Annotated in this window: 17 protein-coding genes; 15 read left to right on the top strand and 2 right to left on the bottom strand. The window is 73.6% G+C overall.

The genetic code is table 11. The features are described 5' to 3' along the window. Positions 1 to 23 precede the first annotated feature (23 nt). Positions 24 to 782, top strand: a complete 759-nt coding sequence (locus EW117_RS26715) for a class I SAM-dependent methyltransferase (RefSeq protein WP_129789764.1) — start codon at positions 24 to 26, stop codon at positions 780 to 782. A gap of 18 nt (positions 783 to 800) precedes the next feature. Here EW117_RS26715 and EW117_RS26710 read toward each other — a convergent pair whose 3' ends face one another. Then, positions 801 to 1,694, bottom strand: a complete 894-nt coding sequence (locus tag EW117_RS26710; RefSeq protein ID WP_129789763.1) for a LysR family transcriptional regulator — start codon at positions 1,692 to 1,694, stop codon at positions 801 to 803. Between the two features lie 69 nt (positions 1,695 to 1,763). Here EW117_RS26710 and EW117_RS26705 point away from each other — a divergent pair, with 69 nt between their 5' ends. Beyond that, on the top strand, positions 1,764 to 2,234 hold the full coding sequence (locus EW117_RS26705) for a DoxX family protein (RefSeq protein WP_129789762.1): 471 nt from the start codon (positions 1,764 to 1,766) through the stop codon (positions 2,232 to 2,234). A gap of 4 nt (positions 2,235 to 2,238) precedes the next feature. Here EW117_RS26705 and EW117_RS26700 read toward each other — a convergent pair whose 3' ends face one another. Further along, complete coding sequence (locus EW117_RS26700) at positions 2,239 to 3,210, bottom strand: NAD(P)-dependent alcohol dehydrogenase (RefSeq protein WP_129789761.1); 972 nt, start codon at positions 3,208 to 3,210, stop codon at positions 2,239 to 2,241. Positions 3,211 to 3,426: 216 nt separating this feature from the next. Here EW117_RS26700 and EW117_RS26695 point away from each other — a divergent pair, with 216 nt between their 5' ends. The 13 genes from EW117_RS26695 (at position 3,427) to EW117_RS26635 (ending at position 18,489) form a co-directional block, all read left to right on the top strand. Further along, positions 3,427 to 4,470, top strand: a complete 1,044-nt coding sequence (locus tag EW117_RS26695; RefSeq protein ID WP_129789760.1) for a CobW family GTP-binding protein — start codon at positions 3,427 to 3,429, stop codon at positions 4,468 to 4,470. Between the two features lie 32 nt (positions 4,471 to 4,502). After that, the gene (locus EW117_RS26690; protein WP_129789759.1) at positions 4,503 to 5,708 is read left to right on the top strand and encodes an MFS transporter; all 1,206 of its coding nucleotides are present in this window, start codon (positions 4,503 to 4,505) and stop codon (positions 5,706 to 5,708) included. 127 nt (positions 5,709 to 5,835) lie between these two features. Next, on the top strand, positions 5,836 to 6,891 hold the full coding sequence (locus EW117_RS26685) for a LacI family DNA-binding transcriptional regulator (protein WP_242504593.1): 1,056 nt from the start codon (positions 5,836 to 5,838) through the stop codon (positions 6,889 to 6,891). Further along, on the top strand, positions 6,888 to 7,856 hold the full coding sequence (locus EW117_RS26680) for a carbohydrate ABC transporter permease (protein WP_129789758.1): 969 nt from the start codon (positions 6,888 to 6,890) through the stop codon (positions 7,854 to 7,856). Before EW117_RS26685 ends, EW117_RS26680 begins: the two co-directional genes overlap by 4 nt. A 4-nt stretch (positions 7,857 to 7,860) precedes the next feature. Next, the gene (locus EW117_RS26675; RefSeq protein ID WP_129789757.1) at positions 7,861 to 8,700 is read left to right on the top strand and encodes a carbohydrate ABC transporter permease; all 840 of its coding nucleotides are present in this window, start codon (positions 7,861 to 7,863) and stop codon (positions 8,698 to 8,700) included. 28 nt (positions 8,701 to 8,728) lie between these two features. Beyond that, positions 8,729 to 10,003: an ABC transporter substrate-binding protein gene (locus EW117_RS26670; RefSeq protein WP_129789756.1), complete on the top strand. Its 1,275-nt coding sequence runs from the start codon at positions 8,729 to 8,731 to the stop codon at positions 10,001 to 10,003. A 47-nt stretch (positions 10,004 to 10,050) separates the two neighbouring features. Next, positions 10,051 to 11,253: an ADP-ribosylglycohydrolase family protein gene (locus EW117_RS26665; RefSeq protein ID WP_129789755.1), complete on the top strand. Its 1,203-nt coding sequence runs from the start codon at positions 10,051 to 10,053 to the stop codon at positions 11,251 to 11,253. Further along, the gene (locus EW117_RS26660) at positions 11,250 to 12,629 is read left to right on the top strand and encodes an ADP-ribosylglycohydrolase family protein (protein WP_129789754.1); all 1,380 of its coding nucleotides are present in this window, start codon (positions 11,250 to 11,252) and stop codon (positions 12,627 to 12,629) included. The genes EW117_RS26665 and EW117_RS26660 overlap by 4 nt, the downstream gene beginning before the upstream one ends. Next, positions 12,626 to 13,555 carry a ribokinase gene (locus tag EW117_RS26655; protein WP_129789753.1) on the top strand — a complete coding sequence of 310 codons (930 nt, stop codon included), beginning with the start codon at positions 12,626 to 12,628 and terminating at the stop codon, positions 13,553 to 13,555. Before EW117_RS26660 ends, EW117_RS26655 begins: the two co-directional genes overlap by 4 nt. Next, complete coding sequence (locus EW117_RS26650) at positions 13,552 to 15,666, top strand: SUMF1/EgtB/PvdO family nonheme iron enzyme (protein ID WP_129789752.1); 2,115 nt, start codon at positions 13,552 to 13,554, stop codon at positions 15,664 to 15,666. Before EW117_RS26655 ends, EW117_RS26650 begins: the two co-directional genes overlap by 4 nt. Continuing rightward, positions 15,663 to 16,871 carry a CaiB/BaiF CoA transferase family protein gene (locus tag EW117_RS26645; RefSeq protein ID WP_129789751.1) on the top strand — a complete coding sequence of 403 codons (1,209 nt, stop codon included), beginning with the start codon at positions 15,663 to 15,665 and terminating at the stop codon, positions 16,869 to 16,871. The genes EW117_RS26650 and EW117_RS26645 overlap by 4 nt, the downstream gene beginning before the upstream one ends. Then, positions 16,868 to 17,707, top strand: coding sequence for an HpcH/HpaI aldolase/citrate lyase family protein (locus tag EW117_RS26640; RefSeq protein ID WP_129789750.1), 840 nt, complete (start codon positions 16,868 to 16,870; stop codon positions 17,705 to 17,707). The genes EW117_RS26645 and EW117_RS26640 overlap by 4 nt, the downstream gene beginning before the upstream one ends. Further along, positions 17,707 to 18,489, top strand: coding sequence for an isocitrate lyase/PEP mutase family protein (locus tag EW117_RS26635; protein WP_129789749.1), 783 nt, complete (start codon positions 17,707 to 17,709; stop codon positions 18,487 to 18,489). Before EW117_RS26640 ends, EW117_RS26635 begins: the two co-directional genes overlap by 1 nt. The last annotated feature ends 17 nt before the right edge of the window (positions 18,490 to 18,506 follow it).

Genomic DNA, 18,506 nt, shown 5'->3' with positions numbered 1-18,506 from the left:
GCCCGTTCCGTTAATCTCGGCGCATGCCGACGACCAGCCCGGACGACCCCTGGTCCGCCGTCGCCGACGACTGGGGGCGGTACTGGGGCACGTTCGCGCAACCGGTCTGGGAGCCGCTGCTGCGCACCGCCCGGATCGGGCGTGGCACCCGGGTGCTCGACGTCGGCTGCGGCAGCGGCGAGCTGCTCGAACACCTCCAGGACCGAGGCGCGGTGCCCAGCGGCGTCGACCCGTCGTCCCGGATGGCCGAGCTCGCCCAGGCTCGCGCGATCGGCGTGGACGTGCGGCTCGGTGACTTCGAGCGGCTCCCGTTCGGCGACGGCGCGTTCGACGCGCTGCTCGCCGTGAACGCGCTCCAGTTCGCCGAGGACCAGGACGCCGCGCTGGCCGAGGCCGGCCGCGTGCTGGTGCCCGGCGGAGTCGTCGGCCTGGCCGGGTGGGCCGAACGTGCGCGGAACGACCTCGACGCGATCAACGTCGCGCTCGCGGAGGTCGACGACGACGAACCGCCCGAGGACGGTCCGTTGCGCGTCGAGGGCGGGCTCGCCGACGTGCTGCGGGGCGCGGGCTGGGACGTGCTCGACGACGGCGTCGTGCCCGTGGCGTGGACCGCACGCGGCGACACCGACCTGGTGCGCGGGATCCTCTTCGGCGAGGCGGATTCGACGATCGCGGACCTCGCGCCCGTCGTGCTCGACGCCGCCGCGCCGTTCCGCAGGCCGGACGGCACGTACCGGCTCATGAACGCCTATCGCTGGGCCGTGGCGCGCGTTCCCACCTGACCGTCCGCGAGCGTCGGCCTACTGCGCGTAGAGGCTCGTCGCCGTCCGGACGAACCGGGCGACGTGCGGCGAGCGAGAACCCTCGGGCCAGGCGATCACCACGGTGTACGGCGTCGCGTCGGTGACGCGGCGGTACGCGACGTCGGCGCGCGGGTTGCTCAGCGCCAGCGACTCGGGAACCAGCGCAACGGCCTGCCCGAGCGCCACCACTTCGAGGAGCTGGCCGGGGTCCGCGACTGCCGGGCCGGGGCGGCGTGTGACGCGCGGCTCCGCCGGGTCGGCGTCGGCGCCCGACCAGTAGGCGTGCTCGGCGGGCGTGGTCCCGGGCCACACGGGTACCGGCTCGTCGCGCAGGTCGTGGCACCGCAGGGTGTCGCGCCGGGCGAGCGGGTGTTCCGCCGGCAGGGCGGCCACCCGGGGACCCGAGGTCAGGGGCTCGACGTCGAGCCCGCGCCGGTCGAACCAGGAGCCCAGCAGGGCGACGTCCGCTCGGCCGTCCCGCACCATGTCCGCCTGATCGCGGAAGCCGCTGACGAGCACCGTCGCCTGGGCGGCGTCCTGGGCCGCGTACGCGGCCACTATGCGCTGCAGCATGCCGGTCGCGATGCCGGGCTTGGCGGTCGTCAGCAGGGTGGGGGCCGTCGTCGCGGCGCGCCGGGCACGGCGGGAGACGCCGGAGACGACGTCGAGGGCCGGACGCGCGTCGTCGAGCAGGGCCTGACCGGCGTCGGTCAGGGCGACGTGGCGGGTGTCCCGGCGGAAGAGGTCCGCCCCGACCCGCCGCTCGATCTGTCGGATGGCGGGTGAGAGCGGCGGCTGCGCCATGTTCAGCCGCTCGGCCGCGCGCGAGAAGCTGAGCTCCTCCGCGACCGCGACGAAGTAGCGCAGCTGACGCACGTCGAGGTCCTCCATACCCCCAGGATATGAGTCATATCAAGGCGGTCTTTCCGCTCTCGGTACCCCCGGTGCTGCGATGGGCGCATGACAGATCTCCAGCAGAACGCGGTCCTCCTCGGCGAGGGCACGCGTCGCACCGCGTCCGACATCGGCCTGCTCGTGCTCCGGCTCGCGGCCGGCGCGATCTTCATCGCCCACGGCTGGGGCGACGCGTCGCAGGACGGCGGCGCGGGCGCCAACATCGTCAACTATCGGGACGCCGGCATCCCGCTGGCCGAGCTGAGCGCGTGGTTCGGCGCCTATATGCAGCTCATCGGCGGCGGCCTGCTCGTCCTGGGTGTGCTCACCCCGGTGGCCGCGGCCGGCCTCGCGGTCGTCATGGCGGGCGCCCTGGTCTTCGTGCATCCCGGCGAGCCGCTCGTCATGGCGCCCGACGGCAGCGGCGCGGGATTCGCGCTCGCCATGTTCGCGATCTCGCTGTGCCTGCTGGGTACCGGCGCGGGCAGGCTGAGCGTCGACCACGTGCTGCTGCCGCGGCTGGCGCGCCGAGGCTGACCGCTCACGCCTCCCGCGCGCGGCCGGCGATGTCGATGACCACCTTGCCGAGGGCGTGCCCCTCGCCGTGGACGGCCAGCGCCTCGGGTACCTCGTCGAGCGGGAACGTGCGGTCGATGTGGATGTCGATCTCCCCGGCGAGGCACCGGTCGGCCAGCTGCTCGAAGTACCGGGGTCCCGGGCGCACGAGCAGCAGCCCGATCCGGCGTCCGCTCAGCCCGCCCACGACGGCGCCGCCGATCAGGACTGCCAGCACCCGCGGCACCGGCCCGCCGACGCACAGGTACCTACCGCCGCGCGCGAGCGCGCGGCAGTAGGCGAACACGGACCGGCGGGCGACGAGGTCGAGGATCAGGTCGTACGGCCCGGTCCTGGTGTAGTCCTCGGTGCGGTAGTCGATGACCTCGTCGGCGCCGAGGGAGCGCATGTAGTCGAGCTTGCCGGCGTTGTCCACGGCGGTCACGTGGGCGCCTGCCTGCTTGGCGAGCTGGATCGCGAAGGATCCCGAACCGCCCCCGCCGCCGTTGACCAGTACCCGCCGGCCCAGGTCCGCCGCGGCGGTGCCCTGGAGCGCGATCGGGCCGGCCTGCGGCAGCGTCGACGCCTCGGCGAACGTCAACGACGCCGGCTTGTGCGCGAGGGCCGACTCGGGCGCGACCGCGTACTCGGCGAATCCGCCCATGAGCGTGAGGATGTCGCCGTACACCGCGTCGCCGGGCCGGAACCGCGTGACCTCCGAGCCGACGGCGTCGACCCAGCCGGCGATGTCCGAGCCGAGCACCCGCCGGCCCGGCCGGAACAGCCCGCCGAACCGGGCGTAGGCCGGCGTCCCGTGCAGGCCCTCCCAGTCGGAGAGGTTGACCGACGCAGCGGCGACCTCGACCAGCACCTGGTCCGGTCCCGGAGCCGGCTTCGGCATCTCCTCGACCCGCAGCACGTCCGGTGGCCCGTACGCGTCGTACACGACTGCCCGCATCCCGGTCTCCTGTCGATCTCGGCTGCTGTCAGACGCGCAGGTCACTCCTGTGACCTGCGGATCTGACTCGTCGGGCCGATGTGGTGCCCGGTTTACACGGTTTGGCCGTGGGCGACAAGGGTTCCGTGGGGCGAACCTCGTACTGAGAACGGTTATCATCTACCCGGCGACGAGCGGACGCCGCCGGACCGCCGTCGAACCCGGGAGAGAGGCACGATGAGCAGGGCTGCCGCGAGTGGGCGCGTGCCCGTGGTGACACTGACCGGGCACCTCGGCGCCGGCAAGACGACGCTGCTCAACCACCTGCTCCAGCAGCCCGGCGCGCGGGTCGGCGTGGTGGTCAACGACTTCGGCGACGTCAACGTCGACGCCGGCCTCGTCACCGGGCAGATCGACGAGCCGGCGTCTATTGCCGGTGGCTGCCTGTGCTGCCTGCCCGACGCCGGTGGCCTCGACGACGCGCTCGAGAAGCTCACCCACCCGCGGCTCGGGCTGGACGTCGTCATCGTGGAGGCCAGCGGCATCGCCGACCCGGTGACGCTGTCCCGCATGATCCGGTTCAGCGGCGTCGAACGCGTGCGGCCCGGGGGAGTGGTCGACGTCGTCGACGCCGCCGAGCAGTTCGGCACCGTCGACCACGGCGGCGAGGCGCCCGCGCGGTACGCGGTGACGTCGCTCGTCGTCGTGAACAAGACCGACCGACTCCCGGCCGGGGAGGCCGAGCGGACGCTCGCGCGCATCGAGGCCCGCGTCCGCGAGCGCAACCCCGCGGCGCAGGTCGTGCGCACCTCGCACGGCCGCGTGGACCCCGCTCTCGTGTACGACGCCGCGTCCGCCGAGGACCCGCCCGACCAGCTCCCGCTCGCCGCCCTGCTGCGCGACGGCCGCGAGCACGACCACGAGCACGCCGACGCCGTCACGGTCACAGCGCCCGGGCCGGTCGCTCCGGGGCGGCTGGTCGATCTCCTGGAGGAGCCGCCGCCGGGCGCGTACCGGATCAAGGGCAGGGTGGTTGTCGACACCGGACGCAGCCTGCGGGGATACGTCGTCAACGTCGTGGGGCGGTCGGTGCACGTGAGCAGCCGCAGGGTCGACGGGTCGGCGGGTGCGGCAGGCGGCACCGGTGAGCTGGTCGCGATCGGCATGCACCTCGACGTGGGACACGTCCGCGAGCGGCTGGAGCATGCGCTGGCGCCGGCCGAGCGGCCCGACGCCGGGGGCTTCGCCCGCCTGCAGCGCTACCGGCGGCTGAGCGACTGACGGCCTCCGCCGACCTCGTAGGGTGAGTTCACGTGAGCAGCACGTCGACCGACCAGCAGAACCCACCCATCCTGCGTGTCCCCGGGATGCGTGCGCTGCTCGGCGTGTCGCTGCTCGGCTTCGCCGGCTACGCGCTCCTGCTCCCGACAGCGCCCCTGTGGGCCACGCGCCGCGGCGCCGACGAGGGCGGTGCGGGCCTGGTCAACGCCGTCCTGATGCTCGCAACCGTCGCCTTTCAGACGACGGTGCCGTGGGCGCTGCGCCGGTGGGGCTGGCGCACCACGCTCGTCATCGGGGTGCTGCTGCTCGGTCTGCCCTCGTTCGCGCTCGTGCTCACCGATCAGCTCGCCGGGATCCTGGCCGTGTCCGCCGTGCGCGGCGCCGGGTTCGCGATCGTGACAGTCTGCGGCGCGAGCGCCATCGCCGAGCTGGTCGACGCCGCCCGGCGGGGGCGGGCGATCGGCGTCTACGGGCTCGCGGTCGCCGGGCCGCAGCTGGTCCTCGTGCCGAGCGCCGCCTGGATCGCCGAGTCGGTGGACTTCCGGGTGGTGTTCGTGGTCGGCGCGCTGCCGGCGCTCGCGGTGCCGTTCGCGGCGGCCCTTGGTCGTCGTCTGGACGAGATCACCCGCCGTGCTGAAGCCGTCAGCCGCGACGCCGGTGACGAGCCGCGGCACACGCGGGGGCGGGTGCTCCTGGCGCTGGTCCTGCCCTCGCTCGTCCTGCTCGCGGTCACCACCCCGGGCGGGGCGCTGCTCACCTTCGCCCCGCAGTTCCGGCACGGCGCTCAGGTCGCGGTGCTCGGCCTGCTGGGCTTCACCGCGGCGGCGGCCCTGTCCCGCCTGCTCATCGGCGCGCCGGCCGACCGGTTCGGGCCGCGCCGGTTCGTCCCGCCGCTGCTCGTGCTCAGCGCCGGAGGCCTGGTGCTGTGCGCCTGGTCGCTCGCCGAGACCGGCCCGGGCGCCGGCGTGCTGGCGGTGGGAATGACCGTCGTCGGTGTCGCTTACGGCAGCCTGCAGAACCTGACCCTGGTCAGCGCCTTCGCCGCCGTGCCCGACCGGGACCGCAGCGTCGCGAGCGCGGTCTGGAACATCGGGTTCGACACCGGCACCGGCCTCGGCTCGCTCGTTGTCGGCTTCATCGCCGCGGGGACGAGCTTCTCCGTCGGTCTGGCGACCACCGCCGTGCTGTGCGTGCTGATCGCCGTGGTCGCCCTGGTGGCCCCCGCCCGCGCCGCTTGACGTCCCGTCCAGGGCGGTGCCACACTCGTCGACATCACCGGAAACGTTTCCAGGCCGATCAACCCTGGAACCTGGAAACGTTTCCAACCGAGCCACCGCAAGACCTCACGACGAAGTGGAGCCGACAGTGTCGTCATCACGCGCCACCCTGATGCAGGTGGCGGAGCGCGCCGGGGTGTCGCTCGCGTCGACCTCGCGGGCGCTGCACGGCACCGGAGCGAGCCAGGCCATGGTGGACCGGGTCCGCGCCGCGGCCGCCGAGCTCGGCTACAGCCCGGACGCGATCGGCCGGTCCCTGCGGATGAAGCGCACCTTCCAGGTCGCGTTCGCCGTCGCCGACATCGGCAACCCCGTCTACGTCGAGATGCTGACCGCCATCCACGAGGTGCTGGCGCCGCACGGGTACCGCGTGGTCGTCATGTCCACCGGGCACACCGTCGCCTCCACCGTGGACCTGGTCCGCAGCCTCGGCAGCGGGTTCGTCGACGGCCTGATCGTGAGCCCGCTGCGCACCGACGACGCGCTCGTCGAGGCGATCCGGCAGGCGCCCGTGCCGGTCGTCGTCATCGGCCGGTCGCTCGAGAAGCAGGGCATCGACTCGGTCTCGACCGACTCGGCGGCCGGCATCGGCCAGGCTGTCGCGCACCTCGTAAAGATCGGGCGACGCCGGATCGGCTTCGTCAACGGCCCGCTGGACACCACGCCGGGTGCCGCCCGTCAGCGCGGTTTCGACGCCGCCACGAGCGCCCCGGCGTTCGCCGGGAACCACGCCGAGACCGAGCGGGCGGAGAACTTCACGGTCGCCGCGGGGCTCGCCGCCGCGCGCCGCCTGCTCAGCCGAACCCCGGCGTCCGGCCCGTTCGACGCCGTCGTCGCCGCCAACGACCTGCTCGCCATCGGCGTCATCCGGGCCGCGGGGGAGCTGGGGCTGTCGGTGCCCGGCGAGCTCGCGGTGACCGGGATGGACGACACCGAGATCGGCAAGGTCTTCCAGCCGAGCCTGACCAGCGTGTCCCTCGGGTCGGCCGAGCGTGGCCGCGCCGCGGCGCAGCTCGTGCTGGACCGGGTCGGCGACGTCGTCGAGCCCGCCCAGCAGATCGCCATCGGGCCGCACCTCGTCGTGCGCGAGTCCACCGCCCCGCCCACCGAACTGCCCGCTTCGAAGGAGAAGAGCGCACGATGACCGCCCCCACCACCTCCCGGCCGCCGGCGCGGACGCCCCGGCCCGGACGCCGTCGCGCCCCGAGCGGCCTGGACCGGGCCCGGCGTCGCGAGGCGGCGGCGCTGGTGATGCCGTCGCTGCTGCCCATCCTGGTGCTGTCCGTGGCGCCGCTCCTGATGGGCGTGCTCCTGGCGTTCACCGACGCCGAGCTGGTGCGCCGTCCCGACTACCAGTTCGTCGGCATCGACAACTTCACGCGGCTGGCGGGCAACTCGTTCTTCTGGGACTCGTTCCGCATCGGCATGATCTGGGCGGTCGCGGTGACGCTGCTCCAGCTCGTCGCCGCGCTCGGGCTCGCGCTGCTGCTCAACTCCGGGCTGCGGCTCCAGTCGCTCACGCGGGTGCTGGCGCTCATCCCGTGGGCGATGCCGCCCGTCGTCGTCGCGATCATGTGGCGGATGATCTACTCGCCCAACGCCGGGCCGCTCAACGCGTTCCTCGGCTCGCTGGGCCTGCCGGACGACATCAACTGGCTCGCCGACTTCTCGACCGCGCTGCCCGCCGTCATCGTCGTCGGCGTCTGGGTGGGCATGCCGCAGACGACGGTGACGCTGCTGGCCGGCCTGCAGCAGATCCCGCCCGAGCTGAACGAGGCCGCCTCGATGGACGGCGCCGGGGCGTGGCGCCGGTTCACGGCCGTGACGCTGCCGAGCCTGCGGCCCATCGTCACGTCGATCACGTCGCTGAACTTCATCTGGAACTTCAACTCGTTCTCCCTGGTCTACGTGCTGACCGAGGGCGGCCCCGGCGGCCGCACCATGCTGCCGATGCTGTTCACCTACCTGGAGGCGTTCAAGAACCGCAACATCGGGTACGCGGCGGCGATGGGTGTCGTGCTCGTCGTCGTGGTCGTGCTCCTGCTGACGGTCTACCTGCGGTCGCAGTTCCGCGACGACCGCGTCGAGACGAAAAAGAAGGAGGGCTGAGCTGATGCGCGTCTTTGCCCAGCAGCTGGTCCGCCCCGCCCAGTACGTGGCGCTGGCCGGTTACATCGTCTTCCTCGGCTTCCCGCTGCTGTGGCTGATCTCCGCGTCGGTGAAGTCGTCCGCCGAGCTCAACTCGCTCGTAGTGAGCCTGCTGCCGCAGGAGTGGCACTGGGCGAACTACGCCGACGCGCTCGCCCGCCAGGGCCTCGTGAGCTCGGCCGGCAACAGCGCGATCGTGGCGCTGGCGTCCACCGCGCTCGTCATCCTGATCGCGCTGCCGGCGTCCTACGTGCTGGCCCGGCTCAAGGGTGCGATCCGCGCGGCCGGCGTCGGCTGGATCCTGGTGAGCCAGGTGTTCCCCGTGATCCTCGTGGTGCTGCCGCTTTTCCTGATCCTGCGGACGATCGGCCTGACGGACAGCCTCGTCGGCCTCATCCTCGTGCACACCACGTACACGATGCCGTTCGCGCTGTGGATGCTGCAGGGCTACGTCGCCGCGATCCCGGTCGACCTCGAGGAGGCCGGGGCGGTGGACGGCGGCAACCGCCTGGTCGTGCTGCGCCGGATCGTCTTCCCGCTGCTCGCCCCGGGTGTCGTGGCGACGGCGATGTTCAGCTTCGTCTCGTCGTGGAACGAGTTCTTCTTCGCCCTCGTCCTGCTCCAGTCGCCCGAGAACTACACCCTGCCCATCACCCTGTCGACGTTCATCGGCGGCGAGGGCAAGGTCGCGCTCGGACCCCTCGCCGCGGGCTCCGTGCTCGCCGCGATCCCCAGCATCGTCTTCTTCTCCATCATGCAGAAGAAGCTCACCGGCGGCCTCATGGCCGGGGCGGTCAAGGGATGACCGCCCACCCCATCGGAAAGGTAGACCCATGAAGACCCGTGGAGTGTCCATCGCCGCATGCCTCACGATCACCACCGCGCTGCTCGCGTCCTGCGGGAGCGGGGACGCCGGCGACGACGGCCCGGTGACGCTGAAGTTCCAGGCCCTGTCCGACCAGCCCGCGGCCATCGCCGCGACGGAGTCGATAGTCGAGGACTGGAACACCGAGAACCCCGACATCCAGGTCGAGATCGTCCCGGCGGGCTGGGACGGCGTCTACGACAAGCTGATCACCCAGTTCAACGGCGGCGCCGCGCCCGACATCATCCACTTCGAGGCCGCGAGCATCGTGTCCTTCGCCCGCGACGGCTACCTCGCGGACCTCACCGACCTCATGTCGGACGAGCGCCGCGCGGACATCCCCGAGGGCATCCTCGACTCGGTGACTGTCGACGACCAGGTCATCGCCTACCCGACCGAGCTGCAGTCGTACGTCGCCTTCGCCAACCGGACGCTCCTGGAGGACGCCGGCGTGGAGATCCCCACGGGTGACACGATGACGTGGGACGAGCTGCGCGAGATCGCGAAGGCGACCACGAAGGGTGACGTGTACGGCCTCGGCTGGGGCCTGTCGAGCCCGACGGCGACGTTCATGTCGCTGGCGCCCGGGTTCGGCGGTACCTACCTGGAGGGCACCGGCGAGGACGCCACCCTGACCATCGGCGAGGGCGAGATGGCCCTGCCCGAGCTGGTGCACGACATGGCGTACGAGGACGAGTCGATCCTCCCGGTCACCATGACTCAGTCGGGGTCGGAGGCCATCGCCTCGTTCTACGCGGGCCAGACCGCGATGACCGTGCAGGGCTCCTACCAGGCCGCGAACATCGCGAAGGACGCGCCCAAGGACCTCGACTGGGTGGCGCTGCCGCCCCTGGCCGGGCCCGAGGGGCCGCAGCAGGCCGCCAACCCGCAGACGCTGTCGGTCAACATCGACTCCGAGCACGTCGAGGAGTCGGCGGAGTTCATCGAGTTCTTCACCCAGACGGAGAACCTCGCGGCGCTCAACGAGGCGGACGCGCTGATCCCGGCGACGACGTCGGCGCAGGAGAGCCTGACCGAGAAGCTGGGCGACGAGAACGGCTGGAGCACGATCCTGGCCGGGGGCCAGAACTTCGTCTCCGCCCCGTACCTGTTCGCGGACTCCTACGCGCAGTGGAAGGACACGGTGGCGACGCCGGCCTACCAGCGCTACCTGGCGCAGGAGACCGACGAGACGGAGCTCGCGGACCAGCTCACGAGTGGCTGGACCGAGATCACCCAGTAACTGCTTGGTTGTGGGCTGGAGAACGACACTACGTAAGGAGCGTGACCGTGAGCTGGTTAGAGGACCGGTCGGTGGCCGTGATCACCGGTGCCGCCGTCGGGGACGCCCTCGGCGGCGCCACCGAGGGCTGGACACCCGCGCAGATCGAGGAGCGGCACGGGGGCCGCGTCCGCGGGATCGTCGGGCCCTGGTACCCGAACTGGCAGGACGCGCGCCCCATCGCGCCGTACCACAAGGGCGACGGGCACATCACCGACGACACCCTCATGACCAGGGCACTGGTGGAGGTGTACGCGAAGCGGCGCGAGCACCTCGACGCGTACGCGATGGCCGAGGACCTGGTGCCGCTGATGATCGGCGAGCCCCGCTGGATCCCCGAGCTCGAGTCGACGGCGCTGCTGCTCCAGCGGGTGTTCCTCGCCGAGAAGTGGCTGGTGGCGCGGCTGCACTACGGGCACGTCGACCCGCGCGAGGCCGGTGTGGGCAACGTCGTGAACTGCGGGGCCGCGATGTACGCGGCGCCGGTCGGGCTGGTGAACGCGGGCGACCCGCGGGGCGCCTACGCAGAGGCGATCGACCTCACGGGCGCCCACCAGTCCAGCTATGGGCGGGAGGCGGCGGGGGTCTTCGCGGCGATGGTCGCGGCGTCCGTCGCCCCGAGGGCCACGCTCGACGACGTCGTGGTGGCGGCGTTCGACGTCGCGCACGACGGGACCGCAGCTGCCCTCCGCGCCGTGGTGGACGCCGTCGGCGGGTGGTCCGGCTCGGGCGCCGGCGGGGTGCCCGCAACCGACGACGAGGAGCGCGAGCTCGCGCGCGCCGTCCGGGAGGCCGTCGCCCCGTACGACTCGGTGGGGCCGGAATACCGGCACATGTCGATGGACGCCCGCCGTCCGTCGCGGACCAAGTCGATCGAGGAGCTGCCCGCCGCGCTCGGGCTGCTGCTCGGCCACCGGGGTGACTACCGTGGCTCTGTGCTCGCCGCGGTGAACTACGGACGCGACGCCGACTCGATAGCCGTCATGGCCGGCGCGATCTGCGCCGGGCTGGGCGGGAGCGGCGTCGTGCCGACCGACTGGCTCGACGAGATCGAGTCGGCCAGCAAGATGGACGTCCGGGAGACCGGCCGGCTCATGGCCTCCGCCGCGGCGGACATCCTCCGCGCGGACCGCGAGCGGGCCCTGACCCGGCTGACGGCGCTCGACGCGGTCGATGCAGCCGACGTGGCGACGGTGGGTGAGCCCGCGTGAGGCTGACCTGGGCCCAGCCGGAGGACCTGCTGACGCACGAGCTCGTGCAGTCGGCGGACGAGGGCAAGGACGTGACCGACGTCCGCCACCGCTGGGTCGCCGTCGGCGGGGATCCGACGCCGGCGGTGAGCGGCGCCGGACCGGCGCCCGCGACCCCCCAGCTCCGCGCGGTGGCGCGGGTGCTGCTGGACGAGCTGGACGCGCGGCCCGCGCCGTCGGCCCCCGAGGAGCCGGACGAGTGGGACCGGATCGAGGCGCTGCTGCCGCCCGCGCCCGATCTGCCGCGGCGGCCGTCCGGGCCTGACGCCGCGTACGCCGACCGGGTGCTCGGCGCCTGGACCGGCCGCGCGGCCGGCTGCCTGCTCGGCAAGCCCGTGGAGAAGATCCCCCGGGCGGGCATAGAGGAGATCCTGCGGTCCACCGGCCGGTGGCCGCTGGACCGCTACTTCACCGCGGCAGGCCTGCCCGACGACGTCGCGGCCCGGTGGCCCTGGAACCGCCGGTCGGCGCCGACGTCGCTGGAGGAGAACATCCACGGCATGCCCGAGGACGACGACCTGAACTACCCGATCCTCGCCCTTGAGCTCCTGGAGCGGCACGGCCGCGGGTTCACCACCGACGACGTCGCGCAGCTCTGGCTCGACAACCTGCCCGCCGGGCGCACCTTCACGGCGGAGCGCGCCGCGTACCGCAACATCCTGGACGCGCGCCCCGTGCCTGAGACCGCCACGCATCACAACCCCTTCCGTGAGTGGATCGGCGCGCTCATCCGCACCGACCTGCTCGGCTGGGTCTCGCCCGGCGACGTCCGCGAGGCGGCCCGGCTGGCCTGGGCGGACGCCCGGCTCAGCCACACCCGCAACGGGGTGTACGGGGCGGCGTGGGCCGCGGCGCTCGGCGCGGCCGCGATGGTGTGCGACGGCGTGGAGGAGGTGCTCGACGCCGCGGACGCCGTCGTGCCGCCGGACAGCCGGCTGGCCGCCGCCGTGCGGCTCGGGCGCTCGCTGGGGCGCGAGTGCGACGGGAGCGAGGCGGGCGTGCGGGCCGGCCTGGACCGGATCCACGCCGAGTACGGGCACCTGCACTGGGTACACGTGCTGAACAACGCGGCGGTCATCGCCTTCGCGCTCACCACGGGCCGGGGCGAGTTCGGTCCGTCCGTCTCGATCGCCGTGACCGCCGGGTGGGACACCGACTCGGCCGCGGCGACCGTGGGCGGCGTCGTGGGGGCGCTGCGCGCCGGGGACATCGGGGAGCGGTGGACCGCGCCGCTCGACGGGCGGATCGCAACGTCGCTGCCGGGCGGGGAGCAGCGGATCGCGGACCTCGCGGCACGCACGGTCGCGCTCGCGCGGCCGGCCGGGGGTGCCGAATGAGCGGCGGCCGGGTCGTGGTCGTCGGGTCGGCGAACGTCGACCTCGTCGTCGACGTGCCCCGGCATCCCGCGGGCGGGGAGACGATCCTCGGCGGCGACCTGCGCCGCACGCCGGGCGGCAAGGGGGCGAACCAGGCGGTCGCGGCGGCGCAGGCCGGGGGAGCGGACACGACATTCGTGGGCGCTCTCGGCCGGGACGAGTCGGCCGGGCTGCTGCTCGCGTCGCTCGACGGGGCGGGCGTGCGGACCGACGTCGTGGAGCGGGTCGACGCGCCGTCCGGCACCGCGCTGATCACGGTGTCGCCCGACGGCGAGAACACGATAGTCGTCGCGCCCGGCGCGAACTCGCGGGTGCGCGTGGGCCCGGCGCAGGCCGACCGGATCGCCGCCGCCGACGTCGTCCTGGCGCAGCTCGAGATCCCGCTCGACACTGTGCTCGCGGCCGCCCGGGCGCGCCGGGAGGGTGCGCTTTTTGTGCTCAACGCCGCGCCGTCGCGCGACCTGCCCGACGAGCTGTGGGAACAGCTCGACGTGCTGGTGGTCAACGAGCACGAGGCCGCCGACCTGGTGGACGGGCCGGAGCCGTCCGGCGCGGCGACGCCCGAGGCGCTCGCGGCCGCGTTGCTGGAGCGCGTGCCGGTGGTCGTCGTCACGCTCGGCGCCGAGGGCAGCCTCGTGGCCGAGCGCGACGTCCCGCCGGTCCGCGTCCCCGCCGCACGCGTCACGGCGGTCGACACGACGGGCGCGGGCGACACCTACTGCGGCGTCCTGGCCGCCGCCCTCGCCCGCTCAAGAGAGCTGTCCGGCGCCGCCCGGCTGGCCGGGGCGGCCGGCGCGCTCGCCGTCACCCGGGTCGGGGCGCAGGACGCCGTGCCCGACGCCGACGCCGTGGCCGTGCTGGCCGAAGAACTGAAAGAGGCCTCATGAGCTACACCTTCGACCCCCTCGTCCCGCGGCCGATCGACCGGCCCACCGAGGTCGTCGTCGGGCCGCTGACCGCCGAGCGGAGCGCGGCCCTCGACGAGGCGAAGATCTTCTCCGGGCCCGCGGACCCCGCCGACCGGCCCGCCTGGCGCGAGATGCTCCGCGTCTGGCGGGACGACTCCCGGGCACGGCACGCCTACACCGGTGCCGCGTACGGCCGGCCCGAGGCGGCGTGGGCGGCGCGCTGCCGCACGGTCGCGCAGGTCTGGCTGTGGGACGAGCTGCTGTACTCGTTCGAGGAGAGCCGGTTCACTCCCGAGCGGTTCCTGGCGGACGCGGACCAGCGGTTCGGCGGCCTGGACGCGGTCGTGCTGTGGCACGCCTACCCCGTGATCGGGCTGGACGACCGCAACCAGTGGGACTTCTACCGGGACGTGCCCGGGCTCGCGGGGCTGGTGAAGGCGCTGCACGACGCCGGGCTGCACGTGTTCGTCGACTACAACCCCTGGGACGTCGGCACGCGGCGCGGCGCCGACGACCTCACCGAGCTCGCGGCGGTGGTGCGCGAGCTCAAGGCGGACGGCGTCTTCCTGGACACTCTCAAGAAGGCCGAGCCGGAGCTGGTCGCGCGTCTGGAGGCGGCGCGGCCCGGGATCGTCCTGGAGGGCGAGTCGAAGCTGCCGGTCGAGCGCATCGAGGACCACTCGTCGTCCTGGGCGCAGTTCTTCGCCGACTCGCCCGTGCCGGGTGTGCTCCGGGCGCACTGGTACGAGCGCCGGCACATGCAGCACCACGTGCGGCGCTGGCACCGCGACCACTCCGAGGAGCTGCAGTCGGCGTGGCTCAACGGCGTGGGCGCGATGGTCTGGGAGGTCGTGTTCGGCGTCTGGGTGGGCTGGTCGGCGCGCGACGCCGCGACGGTGCGCCGCATGGTCACCGTCCAGCGCGCCGCGGGCGACCTGCTGCTCGACGGTGAGTGGACGCCCCTGGCCCCGCTGGCCCCGGAGGCGGAGGCCGCGGGGGTGTACGCGTCGCGCTGGGAGCTGGGCGGCGTCACGCTCTGGACGCTGGTGAACCGGGGCGAGGCCGACTACAAGGGCCCGGTACTGGCCCCCGGCGCCGCAGAACGCGGGGCCGGGCGGTTGCTTGCGCTCACCGACGTGTCAGAAACACAGGTCACCGGGGTGACCCACGCGTCTGACAACTCCGAGGTCGTGGTGCCCGGGCGGGGGATCGCCGCGCTCGTGCACGTCGGAGCGGACACCGCGGAGCCCACCTGGCTGCCAGGCCTGCTCGATGCTCTGGCGGACATGCCGCACGACGTCGATGCGCGGTTCCCGCACCGGCTCGCCCGCCGGGTCGGCCCCTCCGACGTGTCAGAAACCCAGGTCACCCGGGTGACCTCAGCGTCTGACAGGTTGCTGCCCCCGGACGCCGTCGTCGTGCCGCAAGGTCCCTACGTGCTGACCGTGCGTTACCGCGCGCGGGAGACCGGCATGTACCAGGGCGCGCCGTACGTGGACGAGTGGAAGCCGCTCCCGCCGCGCCTGCACGACGCCCGGACGCTGCAGCGCGACGGCGTGCTCGCCGCGCCGGTCGCCGTGGCGGCGACCGAGGTGACGAACGCCCAGTTCGCCGCATTCCTCGACGCAGAAGGCTACGCGCCCGCCGAGCCGCACCGGTTCCTGGCGCACTGGGACGACGGCCGCCCGGCGACCGGAACCGAGCACCACCCGGTGACCTTCGTCGACCTCGACGACGCCCGCGCCTACTGCGCGTGGCGCGGCGGCCGGCTGCCCACGGAGGACGAGTGGCAGCTCGCGGGTGAGGCGCGCCCCGTGCTGTTCGGGGCGGACCGCTCCGGCCCCGCAGTCTGGAGCTGGACCGAGAGCGAGCACAGCGACGGCCGAACCCGCTTCGTTGTGCTCAAGGGCGGCAGCGACTACCGCGCCGAGGGTTCCGACTGGTACGTCGAGGGCGGTCGGCACGCGCCCGACTACTCCGTGAAGCTGCTGCTCCCGGGCCTCGGGCTGGCCCGGAGCGCGACCGTCGGGTTCCGGTGCGCGTGGGACCTGCCCGCGCCGTCGGACATGCGGGCGGAGGCGATCGCATGACCGTCTCCCGCGACCCCGCCGACGGCGCCCTGGCCGGGCTGCGCGTCGTGGACGCGTCCACCCTGTTCGCCGGGCCGATGGCGGCCATGCATCTGGGCGACCTCGGCGCTTCCGTGGTGAAGGTCGAGCACCCCGAGCGGCCCGACCCGTCGCGCACGCACGGCGCCGCGAAGGACGGCGTCAACCTCTGGTGGAAGACCCTGGGCCGCAACAAGCGCGCGGTGACGGCGAACCTCGGCTCGCCGGGCGGGCGCGAGGTCTTCCTCGAGCTGGCCGCGCGGGCCGACGTCGTGATCGAGAACTTCCGGCCCGGCACGCTCGAACGCTGGGGACTGGGCTACGAGGAGCTGTCGGCCCGCAACCCGCGCCTCGTGCTCGCGCGGGTCACGGGGTTCGGCCAGACCGGGCCCTACCGCACGCGGCCGGGATTCGGGACGCTCGCCGAGGCGATGAGCGGGTTCGCGGCGATGACCGGCGAGCCGGACGGTCCGCCCACGCTGCCACCGTTCGGCCTGGCCGACGGCGTCGCGTCGCTCGCCACCGCGTTCGCGATCATGACGGCGCTCTCGGCGCGTGACCGGACCGGCCACGGGCAGGTCGTGGACACCGCCATCGTGGAGCCGATCCTGGCGATGCTCGGACCGCAGATCACCCGATGGGACCAGCTGCACACGACGCAGCCCCGCACGGGCAACCGGTCCAGCAACAACGCGCCGCGCAACACCTACCGTACGAGCGACGGGCACTGGGTGGCCGTGTCGACGTCGGCCCAGTCGATCGCCGAGCGGGTGGTGCGGCTTGTGGACCGGCCGGACCTGGTCGACGAGCCGTGGTTCGCGCGCGGCGTCGACCGGGCGCGGCACGCGGACGAGCTGGACGAGGCCGTGGGCAGGTGGATCGGGCTTCGGACGCGGGAGGAGGTGGTGGCGGCGTTCGAGGAGGCGCAGGCCGCGGTGGCCCCGGTCTACGACGCGCGCGACATCGTCGAGGACCCGCAGTTTCGGGCGCTGGGCACCATCCACGAGATCGAGGACCCCGAGCTCGGGCCGATGCTGATGCAGGGGCCGCTGTTCCGGCTCTCGGAGTACCACGGCGTCATCCAGTTCACGGGGCGAGCGCACGGGGCCGACACCGACGAGGTGCTCGGAGAGCTCGGGTTCTCGCCCGAGCGGGTCGCGGAGCTGCGGGAGGAGGGGGCGGTATGACGGGCTCGGCTGGCGGCGGCACGCCGCTGACGCTGCTGTACGTGCCCGCCGACCGGCCCGACCGGGTCGCCAAGGCGCTGTCCTCGCCCGCCGACGTGGTGCTGGTGGACCTGGAGGACGCCGTCGCGCCGTCGCGCAAGGATGAGGCGCGGTCGAACGCGGCGGATCTGCTCGCGGGCGTGCCCGCGGACCGCGCCGTCCAGGTGCGGATCAACCATCCGAGCACGCCGTGGCACGCCGACGACGCCGCGATGGTCGCGGCGCTGCCCGCCGGCGTCGGGGCACGGATCCCCAAGGCCGAGTCCGCCGACGAGGTGCGGGCGCTCGCCGCCGCGCTGCCCGGCCGGGCGCTGCACCTGCTGGTCGAGTCGGCGCTCGGCGTCGAGCGCGCCTTCGAGCTGGCGACGGCGTCGCCGCAGGTCGCGTCGATCGGCCTGGGGGAGGCGGACCTGCGCTCCGACCTGCGGCTCGACGGCGACGACGGGCTCACCTGGGCACGGAGCCGCGTCATCGTCGCTGCGCGGGCGGCGCGGCTGCCCCCGCCGGTGATGTCGGCCTACACGAACGTGCGGGACCTGGACGGGCTGGCGGCGTCGTGCCGGGCCGGCCGGGCGCTGGGGTTCTGCGGCCGGACGGCGATCCACCCGGCGCACCTCGACACGATCCGGGGCGCTTTTCTGCCGTCTGCGGCCGAGGTCGCCGCGGCGCGGGAGGTGCTGGAGCGAGTCCAGGGTGCCGCCGTCGAGGGCGTGGGTGCTGTCGCTCTGGAGGACGGGACGTTCCTCGACGCCGCGATGGTGGAGCGGGCTCGGTGGGTGGTGGAGACTGCTCGTTGATGACCTTCGCAGACCTGCATCACGGCTCCCGGCCCCTCGTCCTGCCCAACGCCTGGGACGTCGCCTCGGCCCTCGCGTTCGCCGAGGCCGGGTTCCCGGCGATCGGCACCACGAGCTTCGGCGTCAGCGCAGCCCTCGGCACGCCCGACGCCGGACGGACGAGCCGGCCGGCCACCGAGGAGCTGGTCCACCGCTTGCGGGCGCTGCCCGCGTACCTCACCGCCGATATCGAGGACGGCTACGGCGACGACCCACTCGAGGTCGCCGATCTCGTCGTGGCCCTTGCCGACGTCGGGCTCGCGGGCGTGAACATCGAGGACTCCACCTTCGGGGAACTCGTCGATCCGGCCGCGCACGCCGCGAAGGTGGCGGCGATCAAGGCGGCCGCACCCGAGGTGTTCGTCAACGCGCGCGTCGAGACGTACTGGCTGAACAAGGACGCGACCGTCGAGGCCACCCTCGACCGGGCCCGCGCCTACGTCGACGCCGGGGCCGACGGCATCTTCGTCCCGGCCGCGGCGGAGCCGGCCGTGCTCGAACGTCTCGCGAGCGCACTGCCGCTGCCGTTGAACGTTCTCGCCGTTCCTGGGCTCACCGTGGGAGAGCTCGGCGACCTCGGCGTCCGTCGGATCAGCACTGGATCGCTGCCCTACCGCGCGGCGATCGACGCGGCCGTCGCCGTCGTGACCGCCGTCCGGGACGAGAGGGACGTTCCGTCGGCGACGCCCTACCCGGAGGCGCAGGCGAGGCTGGAGCGGTACGCGCGGCGGGTGCGTCCCTGACACCGGCACGCGGTTAA

The sequence above is a fragment of the Promicromonospora panici genome (assembly GCF_900608595.1).
Taxonomy (GTDB): Bacteria; Actinomycetota; Actinomycetes; order Actinomycetales; family Cellulomonadaceae; genus Promicromonospora; species Promicromonospora panici.
This window is presented reverse-complemented; position numbering and strand designations above follow the sequence as displayed.

Bases quoted from the DNA above. Each gene is read 5' to 3' on its own strand.
- EW117_RS26715 (WP_129789764.1), top strand. From the start codon at position 24: ATGCCGACGACCAGCCCGGACGACCCCTGGTCCGCCGTCGCCGACGAC.
- EW117_RS26710 (WP_129789763.1), bottom strand. From the start codon at position 1,694: ATGGAGGACCTCGACGTGCGTCAGCTGCGCTACTTCGTCGCGGTCGCG.
- EW117_RS26705 (WP_129789762.1), top strand. From the start codon at position 1,764: ATGACAGATCTCCAGCAGAACGCGGTCCTCCTCGGCGAGGGCACGCGT.
- EW117_RS26700 (WP_129789761.1), bottom strand. From the start codon at position 3,210: ATGCGGGCAGTCGTGTACGACGCGTACGGGCCACCGGACGTGCTGCGG.
- EW117_RS26695 (WP_129789760.1), top strand. From the start codon at position 3,427: ATGAGCAGGGCTGCCGCGAGTGGGCGCGTGCCCGTGGTGACACTGACC.
- EW117_RS26680 (WP_129789758.1), top strand. From the start codon at position 6,888: ATGACCGCCCCCACCACCTCCCGGCCGCCGGCGCGGACGCCCCGGCCC.
- EW117_RS26675 (WP_129789757.1), top strand. From the start codon at position 7,861: ATGCGCGTCTTTGCCCAGCAGCTGGTCCGCCCCGCCCAGTACGTGGCG.
- EW117_RS26670 (WP_129789756.1), top strand. From the start codon at position 8,729: ATGAAGACCCGTGGAGTGTCCATCGCCGCATGCCTCACGATCACCACC.
- EW117_RS26655 (WP_129789753.1), top strand. From the start codon at position 12,626: ATGAGCGGCGGCCGGGTCGTGGTCGTCGGGTCGGCGAACGTCGACCTC.
- EW117_RS26650 (WP_129789752.1), top strand. From the start codon at position 13,552: ATGAGCTACACCTTCGACCCCCTCGTCCCGCGGCCGATCGACCGGCCC.
- EW117_RS26645 (WP_129789751.1), top strand. From the start codon at position 15,663: ATGACCGTCTCCCGCGACCCCGCCGACGGCGCCCTGGCCGGGCTGCGC.
- EW117_RS26640 (WP_129789750.1), top strand. From the start codon at position 16,868: ATGACGGGCTCGGCTGGCGGCGGCACGCCGCTGACGCTGCTGTACGTG.
- EW117_RS26635 (WP_129789749.1), top strand. From the start codon at position 17,707: ATGACCTTCGCAGACCTGCATCACGGCTCCCGGCCCCTCGTCCTGCCC.